Genomic DNA, 25,259 nt, shown 5'->3' with positions numbered 1-25,259 from the left:
ATCCATCCATGCCAAAACGCCAACTTGACGCCTACGACCGCCGCATTCTGGAGGCATTGCAAAAGAACGGCCGGCTCACCAACGTGGAGCTCGCGGACCAGATCGGTCTGTCTCCGTCGCCCTGCCTGCGCCGCGTGCGGATGATGGAGGAAGCCGGCGTCATCCAGGGCTACGAAGCGCGCCTGGATCCGCACGAGGTCGGGCTGGGATTGACGGTGTTCGTGGGCGTGAAGGTCGAGCGTCACCACGAACGGGACGCCGAGATGTTCCGCAACGAGGTCAGCGCGCTACCGGAGGTGATCGCCGCGCACCTCGTGTCCGGCGAATCCGACTTTCTGTTGCAGGTCGTGGTGCCCGATCTGCGGGGGTATGAGCATTTCCTGCTGCATACCCTGCTGAAACTGCCGGGCGTCAAAGATATTCGCAGCAATTTCGCGATCCAGACGGTTAAGCCGCAAAGTCCCCTGCCGCTGGATCATCTGGGCCGATAAGGCTCGTCACCTCACGGCATGGCCGCCGCCGCCCGGTCCACCGCCGCGCTGCGCCGCTCGAAACGCGCCTGCGACATCGCCAGATAGCGTTCCACGATCGCCGGGTCCGATGTCTTCGGCGTGCCGCCCGGGAACGGCGGCTTCGGGTCGTACTCGATCTGCAACTGGATCAGTTTGGCGACGTCCTCGCCGCAGAGCGCCGCCACCACCTTCAACCCCATGTCGATCCCCGACGTCACGCCGCCCGCGGTGAACACGTTGCCATCCACGCACAGGCGCTCGTCGCTCGGCGTGGCCCCGAAACGGGACAGCAGTTCCCGCGCGCGCCAGTGACTGGACGCCCGCTTGCCCCGCAGCAACCCGGCCGCGCCCAGCAGCAGGGAACCCGTGCAGATGCCGAACAGGTACTTGGCACCCTGCCCTTGCCGGCGCGTGAAATCGACCCATGCCGGATCGACGATGGCGTCATCCGTGCCCGGCCCGCCCGGCACCACCAGCAAATCGCAAGGCTGCGCCGACGCGATCGTCTGCGTGGGCACGAAACACAATCCCCGGTCGCAACGCACCGGTTCCATCGTTTTTGCGACAAAATCCACCGTAAATCCCGGCGCGTTCGCCAGCACTTCGTACGGCCCGGTCATATCAAGCTGGGTCAGCCCTTCGAACAAGACGATATTCACCTTCATGACGATGCTCCCATGGAAACGCCAGAACCCAGCATAGGCGAACGCGCCACGCACGGCGCGCCAGAATGCGCGCCAAATGCGCCAATCGCGCCACAACGCGTGATGTTCGTGCTGTACGACGGTTTCCAGCCGCTGGACCTGGCCGGACCGTGGCAGGCCTTCAGCTCGGCCAACGAAGAGGCGGGCCGCCAGCTCTACGCCCTGCACACCATCGCGGCGACGCCAATCGTCGCCACGTGGGAACAGGGGCTGCGCATGCAGGTCGACGGCACCTTCGAGGCCGACGGCGATGCGCCCATCGACATGCTGCTCGTGCCCGGCGGCCCCGGCGTCGACCGGGCCGCGGCGCACGGCGAAACGCGCGCCTGGCTGCGGCGGCGCGACGCCGGCACGCGCCGCACCAGCAGCGTCTGCACCGGCGCGTTCGTACTGGCGGCGGCCGGACTGCTGGACGGCCGCGCGGTCACCACACACTGGCGCTCGGCCGACCGGCTGCGCCAGCTTTACCCCGGCCTGCGCGTCGACGACGACCGCATCTTCATCGAAAGCGGCAAGTACTGGACCTCCGCGGGCGTCACGGCCGGCATCGACCTCGCGCTGGCGCTCATCGAACGCGACTTCGGCGCCGCGCTGTCCCAACAGGTCGCGCGCCGGCTCGTCGTCTTCATGCGCCGCAACGGCGACCAGCGCCAATACAGCCAGACGCTGCGGCTGCAAGACCGCGTGGCCGCGCCGTTTCGCGAACTAATCGAAAAAATGGAAGCGAGGCTATCGGCCCGCTGGTCGGTGGACGACATGGCAGACGCCTGCCAGATGTCGCGCCGCACCTTCCAGCGCAAGTTCGCGGCCCACTTCGGCGTCGCACCCACCGAAGTCCTGCGACGCCTGCGCGAGGAGCGTGCAGGCGCCCTTGAGAGCGCCGGCAAGATGACCAGGAAGGCCGTCGAACAACACGTGGGTCCGGTGCCCAAGCGCCCCGGCAATAACGGCAAGGCCGCGTGAGATCGTCGTAGGCCGCCCGACGTTGCGGTCCCCGTGGTCGGGGCAGCACATCTGCGCGGCCGCCGATCGTCCGCCGCTGCCGGTGTCTGACACCCTTGGTAGATGAACTTGGTATGAAGCGAATCTCACCAGGGTGTCAGACACCTAGGACAGAGTGTCAAACACCAGGAGCAGAAGCAGCCACACGCGCAGCGCCATCGCGACGACGCAAGACACCGCGTAAGCCCACGAAGGCCGCCCGCGCGGCCGCCCGTGGGCGGGCCCCCGCAAGATCATTCTCTACCACCCAACTGGGTGCAAGAACCTCAAGAACCCAACTCCCCCCGCCGCCCGAAAAGATTCAACCATAGAGCCCGGTGTGGCGTGGGCCTGGGGTGGGCGGGGCGTTTAGATGCGCCCGGCGGAAACCGAAGGGAGCCGAAGGCGTACGAGGTTGAGCGCGGGGCAGTCCGGAGCGAAGGCTCCGGACCGCAATCGGAGCCCCGTCCGCCCCAGGCCCATGCCGCACCGGGCGTCTCAAGAACCCCACCCGACCACCAGCACCAGCACCAGCAACGGCAACGGCAACACCAACGCCAAGCCCTATTCCCCAGTCACCCCACCAACCCCACCGACATCCCCCCACAAACATAAAGCACCTGCCCCGTCACAAACCCAGCACGCGGATCCAGGAACATCGACACGGTATGCGCCACCTCATCCGGCTGGCCGACCCGCCCCACGGGAATCGCCGCCTCCAGCGCCAGCGTCTTCGGCGCACCCGGCGGATTGGATTGATTGAACAGCTCGGTCGCGACCGGCCCCGGCGCCACGGTGTTCACCGTGATGCCATCGCCCGCCAGCTCCAGCGCCCAGGTCCGTGTCATGCCCGCCAGCCCGGCCTTGGACGCCCCGTACACCGACCGCCCGCCCTTGCCCAGAGCCGCCCGGCTGCCGATGTTCACCACGCGCCCATACTTCGCCTGCCGCATCCCTGGCAGCAGCGCCTGCATCAGCAGGATCGGCGCGGTCAGGTTCAGCGCCATCGTGCGCGCCAGTTCCTCTTGCGTGATGTCCTCGATGTTGGCGACCTGGATCATGCCCGCGTTGTTGACCAGATTCAGCACCGGCTGCTGCGCCGCAAGCTCGCGGGCGGCGGCAATGGTTGCGGCCGCGTCGCACAGGTCCACCGACCGGAACGTTTCCCCCGGCAGCAGCGTCTCGGGCGAGGTGCGGCTGAAATTGACGACCTGAAAGCCGTCTTCGATCAGGCGCGCCACGATGGCGCGGCCGATTCCCCGGCTGGCGCCGGTAACGAGAGCGATGGGTGGGTTCATTGCGCCTTGATTCCCTGGTCTTTGATGAGTCCGCCCCACTTCTTGCGTTCGGCGGCTTCGAACGCGGCAAGGTCTGCCCCGAACAGCGTGCCCGGCTTGGCGCCCATGGTGGCGAAGTTGGCGGCGATGGCCGGCGTCTGCAACCCGCTGCGCGCGGCGGCGATCAGTTGGTCGACGACCGGCTGGGGCGTATTGCGCGGCGCGTACAGCGCGAACCACGCCGTCACGTCAAAACCAGGCAGCCCGGACTCGGCAACAGTGGGCAAGTCCGGCACCGACGGATCCCGCGCGGCCGAGGTCACGGCCACCCCACGCACCAGATTGCCGTCCTTGATCTGCGCCAGCGCGCCCGGCAGGTTGTCGAACAGCAGGTCCACCTGCCCGCCCGCCACCGCCGGCAGCGACGCCGACGAGCCCTTGAACGGCACGTGCAGCATCGTCACCCCCGCCATGGCCTCGAAGTACGCGCCGGTCAGGTGCACGGACGAGCCGATGCCCGGCGATGCGTACGTCAGTTTCTTGTCCGGCGACTGCTTGGCGGCCCGGATCACGTCCGCCACCGTCCTGTATGGCGACTTGGCGCTCACCGCGATGACGTTCGGCGTGGTCGACACCAGCGCGATCGGCACCAGGTCGCGTTCGGGGTCGAACGGCATGTTGCTGTAGAGAAATTGATTGATCGTCTGCGTGCCGATCGTGCCCAGCCCCAGCGTGTAGCCGTCCGGCTTGGCTCGGGCCACGTACGCCATGCCGATATTGCCGCCCGCCCCTGGCTTGTTTTCGACCAGCACCGTCTGCTTCAGGCCGGGCTGCAGCGCGTTGGCGATGGCGCGGCCAAAGAGGTCCGCGCCGCCGCCGGGCGGATACGGCACGACGACGGTCACGGGATGCTCGGGATAGCCCGCTGCGTGGGCTGCGGGTAGCGCCAGAACGGCCAGCGCGGCAAGGGCAATGCGCCATCCGGCGCGCGGCTGCGGCAAATGCGTCATGGTCTCGTCTCCTATCGAACCCGCTGATTGCGGATTTCTTTTTAAAGTACGTAAATACGTACTATATTCATAAGAACATAGAAAACCGACAGGAGACAAGCAGATGAAACGCTGGACGCAACGCCCCGAAGGTTCCACCTGGGGCGACTTCGGCCCCGACGACGAACTGGGCCGCCTGAACCTCCTGACCGAGGAAAAGGTGCTGCAGGCGGTGCGCGAAGTGCAAGCCGGCAAGGTCTTCTGCCTGTCGCTGCCGCTGGATCTGCCCGGCGGCAACGTGCTCAATCCCCGCCGCCACGCGCCCACGCTCAAGCCCACCTTCCGCGAGGGCACGCCTTATTTGAATTTCGCCATGTCGCAGGTGCAGCCCGAGGCGGTCGACGTGCTGTCGGACGATCAGGTCACCCTGTCCATGCAGTACTCCACGCAATGGGACGGCCTGTGCCACGTGGGCGCGATGTTCGACATCCAGGGAGACGGCCAGGCGCGCCGCGTCTACTACAACGGCTACGCAGCCGGCGTGGACGTGTTTGGCGGCGCGGATCCCGACAACTCGCAAGCCCCCTGCTGCCCGCCGGGCGGCTCCTTCGCGCGCAAACTCAGCGTCAGCCGCTACGCCGAAAAAGGCATGCAAGGCCGCGGCGTGCTGGTCGATCTGGCGCGCGCGTTCGGCCCCGGCCGCACTCTCGTCGGCCACGACCAGCTACAGGCTGCCATGCGCGAGCAGGACGCCGTGCCCGAGGCCGGCGACATGCTGGTGCTGCGGACCGGATTCGCCGAAGCCATCGTGGCCATGAACGGCCAGCCCGATCCGCACAAACTGGAGGAAACCGGCGCGGTGCTGGACGGGGCCGACCCCGCCCTGCTCGACTGGATCACGCAGTCCGGCATTGCGGCGATCTGCGCCGACAACTATGCCGTGGAGGCCTATCCCGCGCGCACCGCCGGCCCGGGCCATTCCATCCTGCCGCTGCACCATCATTGCCTTTTCAAGCTGGGCGTGCCGCTGGCCGAGCTGTGGTACCTGAAGGACCTGGCCGACTGGCTTCACGCGCACGGCCGCAGCCGGTTCCTGCTGACCGCCCCGCCCTTGCGCATGCCCGGCGCGGTGGGTTCGCCCGTGACGCCCATTGCCACGGTGTAAGCCATGCCGCTGTCCCACTCCACGTTCTCCCAACACCTGGATGCGCTGGCGGCCCGTCAGCCCGATGCCATTGCGCTGATCGACCGCGACCAGCCGCTGCGCCTTGCCGACCTGCGCGCGCGCAGCCGCGCGTTGGCGGCTGGCCTTGCCCGCATCGGTGTGCAGCCCGGCCACCGCGTCGCCGTCTGGCTGCCCAATTGCGCCGCCTGGGTCGAAACCTTTCTGGCCTGCGCCCATCTGGGCGCGCTGGTGCTGGCCGTCAACACGCGCTTCCGGTCGGTGGAGGTGGCCGACATCCTGGGCCGCGGCCGCGCCGACTGGCTGGTGTACTGGCCCGACTTCAAGGGCATCGACTTCCAGGGCATCCTGGATGGCGTGGCGCCCGTGGATGCGGAGCAGTTGCAGGGCGCGGTCGCCCTGGCCGGGCCGGACGAACTGCCCCCGGCATCGCTACACGGCAAACCGGTGCACCGGTACGACGCCCTGCTGGCCTGCGCCGACCCCGCGCCCGCCGCCCACCCCAATGCCGGCGTGCTGTGCTTCACCACATCCGGCACCACCTCCAAGCCCAAGTTCGTCCTGCACGACCAGAAGACTCTCTTGCGGCACGGCGCCATGGTCGCGCAGGCGTTCGGCTACGACGACCGGGCCTGCGTGCTGGCCAGCGCGCCATTCTGCGGCGCCTTCGGGTTTGCCACGCTCGTGGGCGGTCTGGCGCGCGGGGTACCGGTCGTCTGCGCGCCCGTTTTCGATGCGGCCGAATCGGCACGCGCCATCGCCCGTCACGCCGTCACGCACACCTACGCCAACAATGAAGCCCTGGTCGGCATGATGCAGGCCGCCGCGCCCGGCACGTTCTCGTCCGTCCGGTTGTTCGGGTTTGCCAGCTTCACGCCCGCGCTGGACAACATGCTGGACCTGGCCCGCGCGGCTGGCGTCCCGCTCACCGGGCTTTACGGCTCCAGCGAACTGATCGCGCTGGTGGCCGGCCAGCCCCGCGATTCCGCCGAAGGCGACGTGTCGGCGCGGCACCAGCCCGGCGGCACGCTGATCTACCCGAACGCCCGCGTGCGGGCCCGCGATCCCGAAAGCGGCCAGGTGCTGCCGCACGGCCAGTCCGGCGAGATCGAGATCCTGTCGCCCAGCCTGATGCTGGGCTACCTGGACAATCCGGACGCCACCCGCGCAGCCCTGACGGCCGACGGCTACTTCAAGACCGGCGATCTGGGCTATACGCTGACCGACCGCCAATTCGTGTTCCAGACCCGGATGGGAGATTCGCTGCGGCTCTCGGGCTTTCTGGTCAATCCGGTGGAGATCGAGCAGGTCGTCGAAACCCTGCCGGGCGTGCGCGCCTGCCAGGTGGTGGGCGCCACGCGCCACGGCAAGATCGTGCCCTACGCCTTCGTGCTGCTGCACGCGGGCGCCCAGGCCGACCCGGCCGGTTGGACCGCCGCGTGCAAGGCGGCCATGGCGGGTTTCAAGGCGCCCGCCGGGTTTACCGTGCTGGACGCCTTTCCGTCGGTCGAGAGCGCCAACTCGGTCAAGATCCAGAAGCACCGGCTGCGCGAGATGGCGGACGCTATGCTCTCGGGTTCCGCGTCATAACCATCCGCCCGCCATGCCCGCCCGCAAGCTTTTTTCGCGCAGTCCCCAGCCGCTTTATCTGCAGGCCGCCGCGCTGTTTCGCAGCCACATCCAGAACCGGACGTGGCGGCCCGGACAGCAGATTCCGCCGCTGGAATCGCTGATGGAAACCTACGGCATCTCGCGCGCGACCATCCGCCAGGCGTTCGGCCTGCTGGAAGAGGACGGCCTCATCCGGCGCTCGCGCGGGTCGGGCACCTTCGTGAACGCCGAGCTGCCGGAAACGCCCACGCTGCTGATTCCCAAGACCTGGGCCGAAACCGTCGAGCTGAGCAACCAGCTGGGCACCGTGTCGCTGGTCGAGTCCAACGCCGACTCGCCCCTGCCCGACACGCTGGGCATGCCGTGCGGCGCCGACCGCAGCGGCAGCTTCCAGTACCTGCGGCGCATCCACACGACCGATGCCGGCCCCTTCTGCTATAGCGAGGTCTTTCTGGACAGCGGCCTTTTTCGCAAGCATCGCGCCCGCATCCAGAAGAGCACCGTCGCGCCGGTGCTGGACCAGTTCTACGGGGCGCGCATCTCCGAAGCGCGCCAGGTCCTGAACGTGATCGAGGCGGGCCAGGAGTCGGCCGAATCGCTGCAGATTCCCGTGTCCTCGCCGGTGGCCGAACTGCGCCGCTATGCCTGCATCGACGGCCGCGTGGTGTATTTCGCGCGGCTGGAATTTCCGTTTCGCAAGGTGCGGATGGAATTCGACCTGCTCACCAACCGCTGACCGCCTCGCCGACCCGCATCAAGGAGACCATCGCCCACCCATCGCCCGCCCGCTGTCCCAACCCCACACCCGGCGCCAGATCAATAAAACCAGGACACGCGCCCGCACTATCCGAAAAGAATCCGGCATACAGGGAGACAACCATGAAGCATGCCGACAAGACCCGGATTTCAATGCAGTGCCGCAGCAAGATCATCCAATTGTTCGCCGCCACGGCGATAGCTGCCGCCGCCGGCGCACACGCGCAATCGCCTGCGCCCGCCGTCTCTGACGACGTGGTGCGGCTGGGCCTGATCCTGGACATGAGCGGCGTCTATGCCGACGTGACCGGCAAGGGCAGCGCCACCGCCGCCGAGATGGCGATCGCCGATTTCGGCGGCACCGTGCTGGGCAAGAAGGTGGACCTGCTGGTGGTGGACCACCAGAACAAGGCCGACATCGCCGCCGCCAAGGCGCGCGAGTGGTACGACATCCAGAAGGTCGACGCCATCATGGACGTCGCCGGCTCCGCGCCCGCGCTGGCCGTGCTGGAAGTGGCGCGCGAAAAGAAGAAGATCGTCGTCTTCAGCGGACCGGGCACCGAGCGCATCACCAACGACCTGTGCTCGCCCTATTCCGTGCACTACACCTACGACACCTGGTCGCTCGCCAACACCACCGCGCGCGCCACCGTCGAGCAAGGCGGCAAGAGCTGGTACTTCCTGACGGCCGACTACGCGTTCGGCCACACGCTGCAGGCCTCGGCCACCGACGTCGTGAAGGCCAACGGCGGCACGGTGCTGGGCGCCTCGCGCCACCCGCTGGGTTCCAGCGACTTCGCCTCGTACCTGTTGCAGGCGCAGGCCAGCAAGGCGCAGATCGTCGGGCTGGCCAACGCGGGCGGCGACACGGTCAACGCCATCAAGGCGGCCAGCGAATTCGGGCTGACCAAGGGCGGGCAGAAGATGGCGGGCCTGCTCCTGTACATCAACGACATCCACGCCATCGGCCTGGATGCCGCCGCGGGCCTGACGCTGACGGAAGCCTTCTACTGGGACATGAACGACCAGACCCGCGCCTGGTCGCAGCGCTATTACGACAAGCTCAAGAAGATGCCCAACATGAGCCAGGCGGGCACGTATTCGTCGGTGATGCACTACCTGAAAGCCGTGCAGGCGGCGGGCACCGACGAGCCCACTGCCGTCATGAAGCAGATGAAGGCCACCCCCATCAACGACTTCTTCGCCACCAACGGCCGCATCCGCGAGGACGGCCGCATGGTCCACGACATGTACCTGTTCGAGGTGAAAAAGCCGTCGGAGTCCAAGCGGCCGTGGGACTACTACAAGCTGGTGGCCACGCTGCCCGGCGACCAGGCCTTCATGCCGCTGTCCCGGTCGACGTGCCCGCTGGTGAAGAAGTAACGCGGCAGGCGGTCCTGCGGCGGGCGTTCCCGCGGCGCGCGGACGCGGCCGATGGCACCCGCGGCGGGTAACGCCCGCCGCGTTATCCTTGCGGCTTTGCATCCGCCGCGCCGACATGCCGCAACAAGCCGCCCGCATCATCGAAGGCACGATAGACCAGATCCGGGTCGCCACGCCGGTCCGGCGAGACGATGTGTTCCTGCGGATCGGCGCGCAGATGATCTGGGGTCCCGGGCTGGACCCATCGCACATCGCCCAGCTGCGCGCCTTCCACGACAAAGGCACGGCCGTGCGCATTGGGGTGCTGGAGGCCGAGCATGGCCTGAACCGCTTCTGTTGGGCCGTGCCGGCGCAGGGCGATCCCATTGCTCCGCTCACCTACCAGACCGCGCAACGGCGTAGCGGGCGCGAGGCCGCGATCTGCGGCGCCGTGGGCGTGACCGCGCTGGGTGCAGCGTGGCTGTCCGGGATCGCGACGCTGCCGCGCGTATTCCTGATGGTGTTCGCGCTGGTGATCGCGTTGATGGGGCTGGTACTTGCCGCGAATGCCTTGCATGTCCTCTGGCACAACCGCCGCGAGCGGCCACGCATTCTCGCCAGCGAGGCGCAGTTCGATCCCGCCCGGCGGCCAGCGGCCATGGCGGCCGCTTCAGCCGCGCCAGCCGCCCCGCTTCCCCGGCAGGAACCGGCCGCGCTGACGCAGGATGGCGATCCGCCCCTGCTCCTGATCCGGGGGCAGCTTGACGGGATCACGCATGAAACGCGGCATGTGCACAAAGGCCCGACCTACGGCCACTATCGCTTTTCCATCCAGGGCCGCACGTTCCTGATGACGGTCGATGAATCGCTGGGAAGCTGGCAGCCGTTCCTGGCGCAGGACGATGCCGTTGAAATGGCCGTCAACGCCCAGCCGGTTCCGGGCGAACCGCATGCGGTGTATGCGCTGCGCAATCTGGAGGACGGGCGCGCCTACATGTGCCATCTGCGATTCCGCGCCATTCCCGGCCGCGACACGCCGGTCGGCGTCGGCATGAACCAGCGCGCGCCCCTGCTCAAGGCCATCGGCGGCCTGATGCTTGCGGTCTGGCTGTTTCTGATTGGCCTGACCTGGTTCATGGACGCCGACGCGCTACAGGGCGATTTTCCGGAACTCGCGCTCTTCATCCTGGGGATGTTCCTGGTGGTATGGCTGTGCTTTGCGCTGCCGCTTCTGTGGCTCGACATGCGGTGGCGCATGGGCAGGCCGACACGGCGCCAGCGCATCACCGAACGCATCTACGCGCTGCTCGGCCTGGGCACGCCGTTCGCCCCCAGCCAACGCATCGAAGAAGTGTGAACGGACCAGCGTATCCTTGCCGCATGCCTGACTGCCGCTGGAGACCCGCATGACCCAACCCGCCCCGCGCCCCATCGCCGCCACCATCGCCGCCGTCGTGCGCGACGGCCACGTGCTGCTGGTGCGCCGCGCCAATCCGCCCGATCAGGACCGCTGGGCGTTTCCGGGCGGCAAGATCGATGCGGGCGAACGCCTGCCCGACGCGGCCGCGCGAGAGTTGCTGGAAGAAACGGGCGTCACGGCCGAGCCGCTGCACGTCTTCGACGCCGTCGACGTGTTCGACCGCGACGACGCAGGCGCCCTGCGCCGCCACTTCATCCTGATCGCGGTGCTGTGCCGCTGGGTGTCCGGCGAACCGGTCGCCGGCGACGATGCCCGCGACGCGCGCTGGGTGTCGCTGGACGATCTTGATGCCCACGCGCTGGCCACCAGCTTCGGGGTGGCGGAACTGGCGCACAAGGCGGCCGACTTGATGGCAGCGCGCTGACCGCCCAATACGTTAAGGTGTAGCCCCACACCCCTTGTCTCTTCATTCCTGGAGTACCGAATGACCGGATTGTTCATCGTGGTGGCGGCGTTGGCGTTCTTGATGCTGGCGGCGTATCGAGGCTATAGCGTCATCCTTTGCGCGCCCATTGCGGCGATGGGCGCGGTGCTGCTGACGGACCCGTCCGCGCTGGCGCCCGTGTTCTCGGGCATCTTCATGGAGCGCATGGCGGGCTTTGCCAAGCTCTACTTCCCCGTGTTCCTCCTGGGCGCCGTGTTCGGCAAGCTGATCGAGCTATCGGGCTTTTCGCGCGCCATCGTGCAAGCGGTGCTGCGGCTGATCGGGGCCGAGCGCGCCATCGTGGCCATCGTGCTGGTCTGCGCGGTGCTGACTTACGGCGGCGTGTCGCTGTTCGTGGTGGTGTTCGCGGTGTACCCGTTTGCCGCCGAGATGTTCCGCCAGGGCGGCATCCCCAAGCGTCTGATGCCGGGCGCGATTGCGCTGGGCGCCTTCACGTTCACCATGACGGCGCTGCCGGGCACGCCGCAGATCCAGAACATCATTCCGACGACCTTCTTCGAGACCACGACCTGGGCCGCGCCCTGGCTGGGCCTCATCGGCGCCACGTTCACGCTGACCGCGGGCATCGCCTACCTGGAATGGCGCCGCAAGCGCGCCGCCGCGGCCGGCGAGACCTACGGCACGGACCTGCGCAACGAACCCGCCACGCCCCCCACCGAACGCAATCATCATCCGCTGATCGCGCTGCTGCCGCTGGTGGTGGTGGGTGTGATGAACTTTCTGCTGACGCGCTGGATCCCGGGCTGGTATCCGGCCGGTTCCGAAGTGAACTTGCCCGGCCTGCCCAAGCCCCTGCCCGTCAACGCGGACGAGCAGGTGGCGCTGTGGGCCGTGATGGGTGCGCTGATCGCGGGCATCGTCACCATCCTGCTGTTCTCGTTTCGCGCCATCAAGTCGCATTTTGCGGAGGGCAGCAAGAGCGCCGTGTCGGGCGCGCTGCTGGCCTCGATGAACACCGCGGCCGAGTACGGGTTCGGCGGCGTCATCGCCGCACTGCCGGGCTTTCTGCTGGTGGCGCAGGCCCTGAAGGCCATTCCCGATCCGCTGGTCGGCGAAGCCGTGGCGGTGACGACGCTGGCCGGCATCACCGGATCGGCCTCTGGCGGCATGAGCATCGCGCTGGCCGCGATGTCGCAGACCTTCATCGACGGCGCCCTGGCGGCCGGCATTCCCATGGAAGTGCTGCACCGGGTTGCTGCGATGGCGAGCGGCGGCATGGACACGCTGCCGCACAACGGCGCGGTCATCACGCTGCTGGCCGTCACGGGCCTGACGCACCGCCAGTCCTATGGCGATATCTTCGCCATCACCCTGATATCGACGCTGTCGGTGTTCCTGGTGATCGGCGTGTTCTACCTGACCGGCATCGTCTGATCGAAGGCGGCGGCAAACACGCCCGCCAGCCACTGCGTGAACACGCGCACCCGCGCCGGCACCTGCCGGTTCTGCGGCGTCAACACCGACACCGGCATCGGCGCGGGCGGCGCGTGGGGCAGCACGATCTTCAAGTGCCCCGCCGCCAGTTCGCGTTCCACGCGATAGCGCGGCACCTGCACCATACCCAGGCCCGCCAACGCCGCGCTGGTGTAAAGCTCGGCGCCGCTCACGCTGACAACCGCGCGCGGGCGCACCTGCACGATGCGGCCATCGACCCAAAAATCCAGCGGCGCCGCGCGGCCCGTGGCGCTGGACACGTAGTCCACGGCCAGGTGCTTTTCCAGCGCCTGCACGCTGTCCGGCATGCCATGTCGAGCCAGGTAGGCGGGGCTGGCCACCGTCACCTGCGGCATCTGCGCGATCGTCCGCCCGACAAGCGTCGAATCCTGCAGCACGCCCGCCCGCAGCACGCAGTCCACGCCTTCACGCACCAAGTCAACCAGCCGGTCGTCTTCGCCCAAGTGCAGGGCAATGTCGGGATAGCGCTTCAGAAAGTCCGGCAGGCCGGGCATTACGAAAAAGCGGGCAAGCGTGCCCTGCGCATTGACCCTGAGCAGCCCCTTGGGGGCCGTATCCAGGAACGCGCCATCGGCCTCCTCCAGGTCGGCCAGCAGCCGCACGCACCGCCGGTAGTGGGCCTCGCCGTCGTGCGTCAGCCGCACCTGACGCGTGGTGCGCTCGAGCAGGCGTGCGCCCAACCGGGCCTCCATGCGCTTGATCAGGTTGGTCACCGTGGCGCGCGGAATGCGCAGGTCATCGGAGGCCTTGGTAAAGCTGCCGCGCTCTGCAATGCGCACGAACACCTGCATTTCCTGGAATCGATCCATGCCTTTGGCTACCTGCCACGCAGGTCCATTGTTAAAGCAAATGAAATTATCTTAGCAAACGGAGGCTAATTATCTTTCGAACGGAATAGTCGATCATATGCCTCACCCCTTCACGGAGAGATCGCATGACCGACCAAGCTTCCCAACGCGTTGCCCTCGTCACGGGCGGATCGCGCGGCATCGGCGCCGCCATCGTGCGCCGCCTGGCCAATGACGGCTTTGCCGTCGCCATCAACCATGCGTCCGGCGCGGCAGACTCCGACGCCCTGGCCGCCGACATCCGCCAGGCCGGCGGACGCGCCCTCGCGGTGCGTGCAGACGTCTCCAAGCCGGATGCGGTGCGCGCGATGTTCGATGCCGTCACGGCCGAATTCGGCCGCCTGGACGTGCTGGTCAACAGCGCGGGCGTGCTGCAGGTGCAGCCGCTGGCGGACACCAGCGACGACCTGTACGACCGGACGTTCGACATCAACACCCGGGGCACCTTCAACACTTTGCGCGAGGCGGCCGCCCGCCTTGCCGATGGCGGCAGCATCGTCAATGTGTCCAGCACCACCGTCGCGCTCAACTTGCCCGGCTACTCGGTCTACATCGCCAGCAAGGCCGCCGTCGAAAGCCTGACGCAGGTTTTTGCCAAGGAACTGCGCGGCCGCCAGATCAGGGTGAATGCCGTCGCCCCCGGCCCCGTCGCCACCGAGCTGTTCTTCAAGGGCAAGAGCCCCGAGCTGATCGAGCACTACGCCAAGATGCCGCCGCTGGAACGCCTGGGCCAACCGGATGACATCGCGGGCATCGTCTCGTTCCTGGCGGGACCGGACAGCGGGTGGGTAAATGGGCAGATCGTGCGCGCCAATGGCGGCGTGGCCTGAAAACTTTTTCGTCGGCGCCGGCGCCTTCCTGCGGCGCGCTCTCATCCCAACGCACGAGCCCGGCCAGTCGGCCGGGCTTTTCTTTCACGGCGCTGAACGCCGCATATTTGCTGCTGTCCTCATCCGTTCTACCCATGCGCGCCTCGGCCGATGGACCGAGGAGCCGTTGCAGGTTTTGAAATTTTCCGATCTCGCGCTCGGGACTTTGCATTACGGAAAAGTCTGGCCAGTTGGACGAGGTTTGCATGAGACGGAGTGCCTAAGCCGTGGTTTAGCCTGACCCGGCAGTACTCCGACTCACCTTGATCGATTGGACGAAAGCAATGAATCAACTCATTCATCCGGACTGCCACCCCTTTACCGCCGCAGGCAATCTGAAGCAGATCTCCGCGTATTACGAGGAAGGTCGCCGTGTCATGTGGATGATGCTGCGCGCGCAACCGCGCCCGTGCTTTAACCATGAACTCATCGACGAGATCATGACCCTGGCGCGCGCCGCCAAGGATTCCGGCCTGCCCATCGACTTCTGGGTCACCGGTTCGCTGGTGCCCCAGATCTACAACGTTGGCGGCGACCTGAACTTTTTCGCCGAGGCCATCCGCACCGGCAAGCGCGAGGCGCTGCGGGCCTATGCCCGCGCCTGCGTGGACTGCGTGCATGCCGCCACGCGCGGTTTCGATACCGGCGCCATCTCGCTGGCGATGATCGAAGGCACCGCGCTGGGCGGCGGCTTCGAGGCCGCGCTGGCCCACCACTTCGTGCTGGCGCAGAACAATGCGCGCATGGGCTTTCCCGAAATGGCGTTCAACCTGTTTCCCGGCATGGGCGGCTATTCGCTGGTCGCGCGCCGCTCGGGCATGAAGCTGGCCGAAGAGCTGATCGGCACCGGCGAATCGCACACCGCCGAGTGGTATCACGGCCGCGGCCTGGTCGACGTGCTGTTCGAGCCGGGCGACGCCTACAAGGCCACGCGCACTTTCATCGACGTGATGCGCCCCAAGCTCAACGGCATGCGCGCGATGCTGCGCGCCCGCCAACGCGTGCTCAGCCTATCGCGTTCCGAGCTGATGGATATCACCGAGGATTGGGTCGAGGCGGCCTTCTCCATCGATCCGAAGGACCGCGCCTACATGGAACGGCTGGTGATGGCGCAGAACCGCCGCACGGCAGGCAGCTCGGAGGCCACCGAAGTGGCCACCATGCACTGACCCGGCGGCGCGCCGCCGGTTGCGTCACGCAATGAGATGCAGCCGGCGGCGTTGCGCCAGCCAGGCGGTGAGCTCTTGCGCCGGCATGGGCTTGGCGTACAGATAGCCCTGCTTGGCGTCCACGCCCAGGGTGTCCAGGAAGACCGTTTCTTCCTGGGTTTCCACGCCCTCGGCGATGACCTTGAGCTCCAGCGTGCGCGCCACCGCGACGATGGCGCGCGCCAGCGCCTGCGACACCGGATTCTCGTTCACGCCGCGCACGAAGCTGGCGTCGAGCTTGATCGCGTCCAGCGGAATTCGCGCCAGCTGCGACAGCGACGAATAGCCCGTGCCGAAGTCGTCCAGGTGCACGCGCGCGCCCAGTTGCCGGAACTGCTTGATGAGTTCGATGGCGGCGTCTTCATCGTCGATCAGGCAGCTTTCCGTCAGTTCGATATCGAGAAGGCAGGGATTGAGGCTGGCGTCGTTGATGGCCCGCATGAATTCGCTGACCACGCCCTTGTCGTCCAGCTGGCGGGCCGACATATTGATGGCGATGCGCAGGTTCAGGCCGTCGCGCTTCCAGGCCGCCGCCTGCCGCGCGGCTTCGCGCATCACCCAGACACCCAGCGGCGAGATGAGGCCCGACTCCTCGGCATACGGAATGAAGGTGTCGGGCCCGACCATGCCGCGCTCCGGAGAGCGCCAGCGCACCAGCGCTTCCACGCCGTCCACCTCGCCGGTGCGTCCCACCAGCTTGGGCTGGTAGTACAGCATCAGATGATTCTCGGCCAGCGCCTTGCGCAGATTGGTGTCCAGCCACACGTAGTCCGCGTTGCGGCGGTCCATGTCGGGCTGGAACACCCGGTACGTATGGCGGCCCGCTTCCTTGGCCACATACATGGCGATGTCGGCGCTGCGCACCACGCTGTCCAGGTCGGCCCCGTGGTCGGGATACATGGCGATGCCGATGGAGCAACTGGTGTAGACCTCGATGAGGCCCTGGCGGAAGGGCTCGCGCAGCCGGTCGATGATGCGCTGCGCGGTCGCCTCCAACTGCCAGGCCTGCGCTTCTTCCTGCAGCACGATGAATTCGTCGCCACCCAGGCGGGCCAGCGTCTGTCCATCGGAAAGGCAGTTCGAGATGGCGACGGCCACGGCTTTCAACAGCCGGTCGCCGAAGCCGTGGCCGTAGTGGTCGTTGATGCGCTTGAAGTTGTCCAGGTCCAGGAACAGCACCCCGCCCCGCCCTTCCCGGCCGGCTTCCAGCGCGGCCTTCAACCGCGACGTGATCGCGTGCCGGTTGGGCAGGTTGGTCAGCATGTCGGTGTTGGCAAGCACCCGCAGGCGTTCCTGCGCCTGACGCTCTTCCGTGATGTCCGTGCCCGAACAGATCAGGTAGACGCGCTTTTCGCCGCTGCCGCTGGTGACGAACTTGTTGCGGAACAGAAAGAGGCGCGGCCCCTTGACGGTGTTGATCGTGCGCTCGACCTCATACGACTGTCCGCGCTTGTAGAACTCGGCAATATTACGGCGCGAGGCGATGGCTTCTTCGCGCGTCATGAACATCTCGAAGACGCTGCGGCCCACGATGTCCTGTTCGCGCTTGCCGGTGTATTCCTCGCACAGCTTGTTGAAGCGCTGCACGCGGCCATTCTGGTCCACGATGGCGATGACCGAATTGGCTTCCGACACCACCGTTTCGGCGAACGACAGGCCTTCGACGAGGTCCTTGGCGACGGATTCGGTATCGGTGTGAGCCGATGCGGTGCCGGCCCATTCGTTGGCGTTGATCTTGCGGCCGACCAGGTGCAGGTGCAGCAGATCGCCATACAACGTGATGTCGATGCGCAAGCTGGACGTGATGCCGGTCAGGCTGCGCACGGCCTCGGCCTGATCCGGGCGCAAGGCCATGGCAATATTGGTCGCGCCCTTGACTGCGGCGAGTTCAATCGCATCGCTATCGGCGGATAACCGCCAATATGGGCTCTGCGTACCGAAATGCGTGTGCAGGATCGACTTTTCGTCCTGGTTCTCAGTCATTGGTATCCCCCCGCCGTCCTAAGGCCCGCGAAACACATTACGGGCTACTGAATTTGGGGTCAACCATCTTTGCGGCGGTGCAAACCTGTTTATTGCGTTTTATTGCACAGCCATTCCCGCAGCTTTGCAATTGTCTGAAATACAGGTGTTTTCCCGGCGCAGGCGGCGTGCAACGGGAATCGATTATTTCGCTTCCTTTCAATACCCGCAAAAACGACAACGCCGGAAACCCCTGGCGGATTTCCGGCGCATGGCGGAGATGGCGCGCAAGGCGCCCGCGGCAATGGGCTTATTCGCCCTTCACGCCCGCCTCATCGATGACCTTGGTCCAGCGCGCCACTTCGGCCGACACGCGCTTGCCGGCGTCGGCAGGCGTGGTCCACGTGGCGATCGCGCCCTGGTTCAGGAGCGACGCCTTCACTTCGGGCTTGGCCAGGATCTTCTTGAGCTCGGCATTCAGGCGTTCGATGACCGGCGCCGGCGTGTTGGCCGGCGCCACGATGCCGAACATCGAGCTGACCTCGAAGTCCTTCAGGCCGGCTTCGGCGGCGGTGGGCACGTCGGGCAGCGCATCCACGCGCTGCGGCGAGGTCACCGCCAGGGCGCGCAGCTTGCCCGCCTTGATGTTGGCCTGCGCCGCAGGCACCGTCTCGATCATGCTCAGCACCTGGCCGCCCATCAGGTCGGTCATGGCCGGGCCGCTGCCCTTGTAAGGCACGTGCAGGATGTCGGCGCCCGCCGCGCGCTTGAACATTTCGCCGGCCAGATGCTGGGGCGAGCCATTGCCGGCCGAGGCCATGGTCAGGTAGCCGGGCTTGGACTTGGCCAGCGCGATGAATTCGGGCAGCGTCTTGGCCTGCACCGACGGATTCACCACGAACACCAGCGGCACGGTGCCGACGATGGACACCGGCGCGAAGCTCTTTTCCACGTCGTACGTGACGCGGCCGCGGTACAGCGCGGCATTGATGGAGTGGCTGGTCAGCGCGCCCATCAGCAGCGTGTAGCCGTCGGGCTGGGCCTTGGCGACCTGATCGGCGCCGATGTTGCCCGCAGCGCCCGCGCGGTTTTCCACGACCACGGTCTGGCCCAGCGCGCCCGTCAATTCCTGCGCAAGCACGCGGCCGATCACGTCGGTGGCGCCCCCGGGCGGGTAAGGCACGATCATGCGGATGGGCTTGTCCGGATAGGCGTCGGCGGCAAGCGCCGGGGCGGAAACGCCGGCGCAAAGGGCCAGCAGGGAAAACAGCACGGCGCGGCGCGGCCGCAGACGCAGGTCTGACATAGGGTCTCTCCAAGCCGGGATGGGTATAGGAATGAACGGACGCCCGGTTCGTCAACCGAGCCAGTGTAGGGGGCCGTGCTTGATTGAAGAATCGACATTTTTCTATCGACTGATCTTTATTTCAGATCAATAGAAGGCATGTGCACATACCGCTTGCGGGCGTCGCAAGGGGCTGGATATGATGTCGCCGCAGGATTATCAATAATATTATCGGGACTGAAAATGACGGACGAGACCAAGGGCGGCAAGCCCGGCAAGGGCCCCTTTGACAGCGACAGCGCCACCGCGCAAGGCGTCGCCCGCGGGCTGACCAATTACGGCGACAAGGGTTTTTCGCTGTTCCTGCGCAAGGCCTTCATCAAGGGCGCCGGCCTGTCGGACGATGCCCTGGCGCGTCCCATCATCGGTATCGTCAACACCGGCAGCAGCTACAACCCCTGCCACGGCAACGCCCCGCAGCTCATCGAGGCCGTCAAGCGCGGCGTCATGCTGGCCGGCGGCCTGCCGATGGACTTTCCCACCATCTCGGTGCACGAAAGCTTTTCCCAGCCCACCAGCATGTACCTGCGCAACCTCATGTCCATGGACACCGAGGAGATGATCCGCGCGCAGCCGATGGACGCCGTCGTGCTGATCGGCGGCTGCGACAAGACCGTGCCGGCGCAACTGATGGGCGCCGCCTCGGCAGGCGTACCCGCCATCCAGCTCGTCACCGGGTCGATGCTGACCGGCTCGCACCGCGGCGAGCGCGTGGGCGCATGCACCGACTGCCGCCGCTACTGGGGCCGCTACCGCGCCGAGGAAATCGACGCCGTCGAGATCGCCGACGTGAACAACCAGCTCGTCGCCAGCGTGGGCACCTGTTCCGTCATGGGCACGGCCAGCACGATGGCCTGCATCACCGAAGCGCTGGGCATGATGGTGACCGGCGGCGCCTCGGCCCCGGCCGTCACCGCCGACCGCGTGCGCGTGGCCGAGCACACCGGCGCCACCGCCGTCGCCATGGCGGCTTCGCGCCTGACCCCGGACCGCATCCTGACCGGCAAGTCCATCGAAAACGCGTTGCGCGTGCTGCTCGCCATCGGCGGGTCGACCAACGGCATCGTCCATCTGACCGCCATCGCCGGCCGCCTGGGCATCGACATCGACCTGGCCGGCCTGGACCGCATCAGCCGCGAGACGCCCGTGCTGGTCGACCTGAAGCCGTCGGGCCAGCACTACATGGAAGACTTCCACGACGCGGGCGGCATGCCCGCCCTGCTGCGCGAGCTGCGTCCCTTCCTGCATCTGGACGCGCTCACCGTGTCCGGCCGCACGCTGGGCGAAGAGCTGGACGACGCCCCCCCGCCCTTCAAGCAGGACGTCATCCGCACGGCCGCCGCGCCCATCTATCCGGTGGGCGGCCTGGCCGTGCTGCGCGGCAACCTGGCGCCCGGCGGCGCCATCATCAAGCAGTCGGCGGCCAATCCCCAACTGATGGAGCACGAAGGCCGCGCGGTGGTGTTCGAAGACGCCGAGGACATGGCGCGCCGCATCGACGACGACGCGCTGGACGTGACCGCCGACGACATCCTGGTGCTCAAGCGCATCGGTCCCACCGGCGCGCCGGGCATGCCTGAAGCCGGCTACATGCCCATCCCGAAGAAGCTGGCGCGCGCCGGCGTCAAGGACATGGTCCGGATCTCTGACGGCCGCATGAGCGGCACCGCGGCCGGCACCATCGTGCTGCACGTCACGCCGGAATCCGCCATCGGCGGTCCGCTGGCCTATGTGCAAAACGGCGACCGCATCCGCCTGTCGGTGGCCCGGCGCGAAATCGCGCTGCTGGTCGACGACGCCGAATTGGCGCGCCGCGCCGCCGCCCAACCCATCACGCGGCCGGCCGCCGACCGCGGCTACCGCAAGCTCTTCCTGCAGTCCGTGACGCAGGCCGACCAGGGCGTCGACTTCGACTTCCTGCGCGCCGGCGTCACGCACGACACGGTGCCCAAGAAGTAAACCTGCCCTCATTGCCATGAACGCCATCACGCCCGCCGCCTTGCAGGAACCCGCCCCCGACGCCGTACAGGCGGCGGTGGCCGCGCTGGAGGAAGACATCGTCTTCGGCCGGCTGCATCCGCGCGAACGCCTGACCGAGGACGAGCTGATGGCGCGCTTTGGCATGAAGCGGCACGCGGTGCGCCAGGTGCTGGTCGACCTGGAGCTCCTGGGCGTGGTCGAGAAAAAGCGCAACATCGGCGCGGTGGTGCGCGCGTTCTCGGTGCGCGAGGTGATGGAGCTGTACGCCTTGCGCGAAGTGCTGGAAGTGCACGCCGCCCGCCAGATGCCGCTGCCCGTGCCCGAAGCGCGGCTGGCCGCGCTGGTGGCGGTGCAGCGCGAGCACGATGCGGCGGTGGCGGCGGGCGACGCGCGCCGCGTGTTCCGCAGCAACCAGCACTTTCACCGTGAATTCGTCGGCCTGCTGGACAACGCCGTGCTGGGCCAGGCCATCGAGGAATACGCGCGCCGCACCCACCCGATCCGCTTCGGCTCGCTGGTGACAGCCGGCCACCGCGAACGGGCGCGTCAGGAGCACTGGACGATGATCCAGGCACTGCGCGACGGCGACCGCGACGCGCTGATGGCCGTGTGCCGCGACCACCTGATCCCGTCGCGCGATGCCTATCTGGCCTCGCAACAGGCGTATGCGCAGACGCAGGGCGCGTACCTGCCGCCTTCCGCTGCGATCTGACCGCTCGCTGATGATGGCTTACTTGTCAAGGCATCCATCAATCTCGGTCACTTCGTTTTAGCCTCGGAACCGGCGGGCAAGCCCTTCTTTGATCCGCGCAGAATCCGGGCGAAGGCTTCCGCCGTAGGGTTGACGTTGTCGGGGCGACGAGCACAGTAAAGGTCCACATCGAAGGCATTTTGCTGCCCCGTCAGCGGCCGGTATTCGACGCCGTTAATGCGCAGCGTCGCCGCCGATTCCGGCACCAGGGCCACCCCCATTCCGCCTTCCACCAGCGCCAGCAAGGTCGGCAGAACGCTCTCGTACACGATATGCGGCCGCACATTGTGATCCCGGAACAATCGCGTCTGCACGGCATTGAAGTACGACGAGGCCTCACGTTTAAAGCCGACCACATCCTGACCGTCAAGACGCGCCATCGGCACGCGTTCATAACGTGTCAGCGGATGTCCCGGCGGCAAGGCCAGGATCATCTTCTCGCGGTGCACCCGCTCAAACACCAGATCGGGCTCGACCGCGCGCGGCAAACGGCGAAAGATCGCCAGGTCGATGGTATTGGCCATCAACTGTTCCGTCAGCTCGCTGGTCAGCGCATTTTCCAGCACCAATTCGACGTCCGGATACTCCGCGCGGTACTTCGCCAGCACACGCGGCAGGACCTGATAAGCCGCGGTGCTGACAAAACCCACCGCCAGCCGCCCGGCATCACCGCTGCCGGCACGCCGCGCCGCATGCACGGCGGCCTCATCCTCGTCGAGCAAACGCCGCGCGCGCAGCAAGAGCACTTCGCCCGCCTTGGTCAACTTGACGGACCGGGTGGAGCGCACGAACAGCTCGGTGCCGACCTGGGCCTCGAATTGGCGTATCAACTGGCTAAGCGGCGGCTGGCTGAGATTGAGCCTGACTGCCGCCCGGCCAAAGTGCAGCTCTTCGGCCACCACCACAAACGCACGCAGCGCGCGTGAAACCAAGGACATGGTTTACCCCGAACATTAGGTCAGTTTTCATCTTAATTGCTGTTTTTTATTGTATTAGACATACCAATTGGCCAACCATAAAGTTCTCAGTGACGTAGCCCACAACGGATCTCACTGTGAAGCCTTTGAATCAATGGACGGCCTGCGAAATGGCCGCCGCCATCGCCCGCGGCGACACCACCCCCGAAGCGGTGGCGCGGGCCTGCCTGGACCGTATCGCCGAGCGCAACGACGAAATACAGGCCTTTGTGGCGCATGACCCCGAGCGCGTCCTGGCAGAAGCCCGGCGTGTCACGCCCCTGGCCGGCGCGCCGTTGCGTGGCGTGCCGTTTGCCGCCAAGGACATCTTCGACTCGGCTGACTATCCGACCGAGTACGGCTCCCCCATCTATCAAGGCCATCGCCCGTCCACCGACGCCAGCTGCATCGCCATGGCCCGCCATCATGGCGCGATGCTTCTGGGCAAAGTCGCCACCGGCGAATTCGCCACGCAAACGCCCAGCCGCGCCGCCAATCCGCTGCGCGTGAGCCATACGCCTGGCGGTTCCTCCAGCGGGTCGGCCGCCGCAGTCGCGGATGGCATGGTGCCGGTTGCCTTCGGCACTCAGACCACCGCCTCCATTGTCCGGCCTGCCATTTACTGCGGCGTCGTGGGCTTCAAACCCAGCTTCGGCCTGATCGCCTCGGCTGGCATGAAGGCCTTGAGCCCCTCGCAAGACACGGTCGGGGTGATCGTTCGCGATGTGGCCGACGCGGCGTTCTTCACCCTGGGCCTGCATGCCGCGCGCGACGTCATGGCCGCGACGGGCGCTCGCCCGCGCGTGGGGCTCTGCCTGTCCCGCCAATGGGACTATGCGCAAGCGGCAACACTGGCCGCCATCGAGCGCGCCGCCGCCGTATTGCAGGGCCAGGGCTGCACGGTTGAACGCTTCTGGCTGCCGGACGAGTTCGAAGCGCTGGAAGCGCTTCAGTTGCGCATCTTTGCCTTCGAGGCTCGCCTGTCCCTGGCGCAGGAACGCCTGCAACACGCAGATCGCCTGAGCCCGCGCCTGGCTGCCCGGCTCAGCACCGAAATCGGCCTGGACGAGTACACCCTCATGCTGCAACAGGCCGCGCGGCTGCGGGCGCGTGCGCGCCGGCTGTTCAGCGATTACGACGTGCTGCTGTATCCCGCCGCCGAAGGCGAAGCAGAAGCCGGCCACCAGTCGGCCGGCTCGCCCCGATATGGCGCGATCTGGACATTGCTGCATTTGCCCTGCATCTCCTTTCCGCTGGAGATCGGGCCCGGCGGCCTGCCAGTGGGCGCGCAACTCATTGGCCCCTATGGCCAGGACACGCGCCTGCTCGCCGCCGCCCGCTTTGTGACCCAGGCGCTGCAGCCGCCGCCTGCCTCGTGAATCCAGTCAACCGCAGTACGACTACAAGGGGAATACCAATGAAAGCAAAACATATCCTGGCCACACTGGCCTTGAGTGCATTGAGCGTGGGCGCCCACGCCCAGGAGACACTGAAGATCGGCGGCATCGGGCCACTGTCGGGTGGAGGCACCGCGTGGGGCCTGGCGGTGCAGCGCGGCGTGCAGATGGCGATCGACGAAGTCAACGCGCAAGGCGGCCTCAAGGTGGGCGGCAAGACCTATAAGCCCGAATTGCTGATGTATGACGACAAGTACAGCGCCACCGGCGGGCGCACGGCCGCCGAACGGCTGGTCAATTACGACAAGGTCAAGTTCATCGTCGGGCCCATCGGCACGCCTTCGGTCATGGCGGCAGTTCCCATCGTCAATCAGGGCCGCGTCATCATGCTGTCCAATGGCTATGCGCCGGACATCCTCAAGCAGAACGGCAAGGACGGCTACAACTTCCGCACCATGAACAGCAATGTCGAGTTCGGCCCGGCCATGGTGAAGTGGCTGAAGGAGAACCGCCCAGAAGCCAGGAAAGTGGCCCTGATCGTGCCCAATGACGCCACCGGGCAAGTCGTCATGCCCACGCTGGGCCAGGCCTATAAAGACGCCGGCTACAGCGTGTGGTCGGAAGGCTATGAGCGCGGCTCCAAAGAATTCACGCCGCTCTTGATGCGCATGATGGCCCAGGATGCCGATGTGCTGGACCTGAATTTGAACGCGCCAGGCGAGGCCGGCCTGCTGGTCAAACAGGCTCGCCAGATAGGCTACAAGGGCATCATCTGGCAGGTGGGCGGCCCTGGCATCGATGAGGTCGCCGATATCGCCGGCCCCCTGGCCGAGGGCTTCATGTCCTATGACGTGTTCGACTTCAACGAACCCGCCGCCAGGAAGTTCGTCGAAAACTACAAAAAGCGCTGGAGCGGCGTCATCAATGCCCAGACGCCCGGCTGGTACAACTCGGCGCGGATTCTCTTCAAGGCCATCGAAGAAGCGGGAACGGTCAGCGACACGGATAAGGTACGCAAGGCGATGGAGAGCATCAGCGGCTTTGACGCCGGCATTTACGGCCCGGTGGTCTGGGGCGGCGAACGCGCTTATGGCGTCAACCATCAATTGCTGAACAAGTTCTGGATCACCGAGATCAAGAACGGCAAGCCGCATGCCCTGACTTCCCTGGTTCCGGTCAAGGAATAAG

22 protein-coding genes are annotated in these 25,259 nt (G+C 66.7%); 15 read left to right on the top strand and 7 right to left on the bottom strand.

The features are described 5' to 3' along the window. Nucleotides 1–8 precede the first annotated feature (8 nt). Nucleotides 9–491, top strand: a complete 483-nt coding sequence (locus tag V6V88_RS10470; protein WP_056569934.1) for an Lrp/AsnC family transcriptional regulator — start codon at nucleotides 9–11, stop codon at nucleotides 489–491. Between the two features lie 11 nt (nucleotides 492–502). On the opposite strand, the gene V6V88_RS10465 is transcribed toward V6V88_RS10470, so the two are convergent. Then, nucleotides 503–1,177 carry a DJ-1/PfpI family protein gene (locus V6V88_RS10465; protein WP_223575282.1) on the bottom strand — a complete coding sequence of 225 codons (675 nt, stop codon included), beginning with the start codon at nucleotides 1,175–1,177 and terminating at the stop codon, nucleotides 503–505. 99 nt (nucleotides 1,178–1,276) lie between these two features. Between V6V88_RS10465 and V6V88_RS10460 the strand changes: the two genes are divergently transcribed. Next, entirely contained in the window at nucleotides 1,277–2,179 is a 903-nt protein-coding gene (locus tag V6V88_RS10460) for a DJ-1/PfpI family protein (protein WP_338619576.1), read from the top strand. A 593-nt stretch (nucleotides 2,180–2,772) separates the two neighbouring features. Here the strand turns inward: V6V88_RS10460 and V6V88_RS10455 are convergent. Both V6V88_RS10455 and V6V88_RS10450 read right to left on the bottom strand, forming a co-directional pair. Continuing rightward, the gene (locus V6V88_RS10455; protein ID WP_062840822.1) at nucleotides 2,773–3,495 is read right to left on the bottom strand and encodes an SDR family oxidoreductase; all 723 of its coding nucleotides are present in this window, start codon (nucleotides 3,493–3,495) and stop codon (nucleotides 2,773–2,775) included. Next, on the bottom strand, nucleotides 3,492–4,484 hold the full coding sequence (locus V6V88_RS10450; protein ID WP_280003848.1) for a tripartite tricarboxylate transporter substrate binding protein: 993 nt from the start codon (nucleotides 4,482–4,484) through the stop codon (nucleotides 3,492–3,494). The genes V6V88_RS10455 and V6V88_RS10450 overlap by 4 nt, the downstream gene beginning before the upstream one ends. 103 nt (nucleotides 4,485–4,587) lie before the next feature. Between V6V88_RS10450 and V6V88_RS10445 the strand changes: the two genes are divergently transcribed. From V6V88_RS10445 to V6V88_RS10415, 7 genes are all read left to right on the top strand, one after another. After that, a complete protein-coding gene (locus tag V6V88_RS10445) occupies nucleotides 4,588–5,628 on the top strand; it encodes a cyclase family protein (RefSeq protein ID WP_056316279.1) in 1,041 nt (346 codons plus the stop codon). 3 nt (nucleotides 5,629–5,631) lie between these two features. Continuing rightward, nucleotides 5,632–7,236 (top strand): AMP-binding protein, encoded by a 1,605-nt coding sequence (locus tag V6V88_RS10440; protein WP_062840820.1) that lies wholly within the window; start codon nucleotides 5,632–5,634, stop codon nucleotides 7,234–7,236. A 13-nt stretch (nucleotides 7,237–7,249) separates the two neighbouring features. Then, on the top strand, nucleotides 7,250–7,993 hold the full coding sequence (locus tag V6V88_RS10435) for a GntR family transcriptional regulator (protein WP_108696996.1): 744 nt from the start codon (nucleotides 7,250–7,252) through the stop codon (nucleotides 7,991–7,993). 143 nt (nucleotides 7,994–8,136) lie between these two features. Further along, nucleotides 8,137–9,396, top strand: a complete 1,260-nt coding sequence (locus V6V88_RS10430; RefSeq protein ID WP_062840818.1) for an ABC transporter substrate-binding protein — start codon at nucleotides 8,137–8,139, stop codon at nucleotides 9,394–9,396. Between the two features lie 115 nt (nucleotides 9,397–9,511). After that, nucleotides 9,512–10,732 (top strand): hypothetical protein, encoded by a 1,221-nt coding sequence (locus V6V88_RS10425; protein WP_338619225.1) that lies wholly within the window; start codon nucleotides 9,512–9,514, stop codon nucleotides 10,730–10,732. A gap of 49 nt (nucleotides 10,733–10,781) precedes the next feature. Continuing rightward, entirely contained in the window at nucleotides 10,782–11,219 is a 438-nt protein-coding gene (locus V6V88_RS10420) for an NUDIX hydrolase (RefSeq protein ID WP_338619224.1), read from the top strand. A 60-nt stretch (nucleotides 11,220–11,279) separates the two neighbouring features. Beyond that, on the top strand, nucleotides 11,280–12,674 hold the full coding sequence (locus tag V6V88_RS10415; protein WP_338619223.1) for a GntP family permease: 1,395 nt from the start codon (nucleotides 11,280–11,282) through the stop codon (nucleotides 12,672–12,674). Here V6V88_RS10415 and V6V88_RS10410 read toward each other — a convergent pair. Further along, nucleotides 12,653–13,564: a LysR family transcriptional regulator gene (locus V6V88_RS10410; RefSeq protein ID WP_142049344.1), complete on the bottom strand. Its 912-nt coding sequence runs from the start codon at nucleotides 13,562–13,564 to the stop codon at nucleotides 12,653–12,655. The genes V6V88_RS10415 and V6V88_RS10410 overlap by 22 nt on opposite strands. A 125-nt stretch (nucleotides 13,565–13,689) precedes the next feature. Here V6V88_RS10410 and V6V88_RS10405 point away from each other — a divergent pair, with 125 nt between their 5' ends. Both V6V88_RS10405 and V6V88_RS10400 read left to right on the top strand, forming a co-directional pair. Next, nucleotides 13,690–14,433: an SDR family oxidoreductase gene (locus tag V6V88_RS10405; RefSeq protein ID WP_338619222.1), complete on the top strand. Its 744-nt coding sequence runs from the start codon at nucleotides 13,690–13,692 to the stop codon at nucleotides 14,431–14,433. Nucleotides 14,434–14,756: 323 nt separating this feature from the next. Then, nucleotides 14,757–15,641, top strand: a complete 885-nt coding sequence (locus V6V88_RS10400; protein ID WP_056316258.1) for a crotonase/enoyl-CoA hydratase family protein — start codon at nucleotides 14,757–14,759, stop codon at nucleotides 15,639–15,641. 24 nt (nucleotides 15,642–15,665) lie between these two features. On the opposite strand, the gene pdeR is transcribed toward V6V88_RS10400, so the two are convergent. Beyond that, nucleotides 15,666–17,663: a cyclic di-GMP phosphodiesterase gene (pdeR, locus tag V6V88_RS10395; protein ID WP_142049347.1), complete on the bottom strand. Its 1,998-nt coding sequence runs from the start codon at nucleotides 17,661–17,663 to the stop codon at nucleotides 15,666–15,668. A gap of 289 nt (nucleotides 17,664–17,952) precedes the next feature. Then, the gene (locus V6V88_RS10390) at nucleotides 17,953–18,948 is read right to left on the bottom strand and encodes a tripartite tricarboxylate transporter substrate binding protein (protein WP_056316251.1); all 996 of its coding nucleotides are present in this window, start codon (nucleotides 18,946–18,948) and stop codon (nucleotides 17,953–17,955) included. 222 nt (nucleotides 18,949–19,170) lie between these two features. Between V6V88_RS10390 and V6V88_RS10385 the strand changes: the two genes are divergently transcribed. Next, a complete protein-coding gene (locus V6V88_RS10385; protein WP_056316248.1) occupies nucleotides 19,171–20,946 on the top strand; it encodes an IlvD/Edd family dehydratase in 1,776 nt (591 codons plus the stop codon). Nucleotides 20,947–20,962: 16 nt separating this feature from the next. Further along, nucleotides 20,963–21,679, top strand: coding sequence for a GntR family transcriptional regulator (locus V6V88_RS10380; RefSeq protein WP_056316245.1), 717 nt, complete (start codon nucleotides 20,963–20,965; stop codon nucleotides 21,677–21,679). Between the two features lie 47 nt (nucleotides 21,680–21,726). On the opposite strand, the gene V6V88_RS10375 is transcribed toward V6V88_RS10380, so the two are convergent. Beyond that, entirely contained in the window at nucleotides 21,727–22,656 is a 930-nt protein-coding gene (locus V6V88_RS10375; protein ID WP_175236132.1) for a LysR substrate-binding domain-containing protein, read from the bottom strand. A gap of 116 nt (nucleotides 22,657–22,772) precedes the next feature. Between V6V88_RS10375 and V6V88_RS10370 the strand changes: the two genes are divergently transcribed. Continuing rightward, on the top strand, nucleotides 22,773–24,053 hold the full coding sequence (locus V6V88_RS10370; RefSeq protein ID WP_338619219.1) for an amidase: 1,281 nt from the start codon (nucleotides 22,773–22,775) through the stop codon (nucleotides 24,051–24,053). Between the two features lie 38 nt (nucleotides 24,054–24,091). Beyond that, nucleotides 24,092–25,258: an ABC transporter substrate-binding protein gene (locus V6V88_RS10365; protein ID WP_338619216.1), complete on the top strand. Its 1,167-nt coding sequence runs from the start codon at nucleotides 24,092–24,094 to the stop codon at nucleotides 25,256–25,258. Nucleotide 25,259 lies beyond the last annotated feature (1 nt).

The sequence above is a fragment of the Achromobacter sp. E1 genome (assembly GCF_037039475.1).
Taxonomy (GTDB): domain Bacteria; phylum Pseudomonadota; class Gammaproteobacteria; order Burkholderiales; family Burkholderiaceae_B; genus Achromobacter; species Achromobacter mucicolens.
Note: the sequence above shows the minus strand (reverse complement) of the source record. Positions and strands in the feature narration are given on the sequence as shown.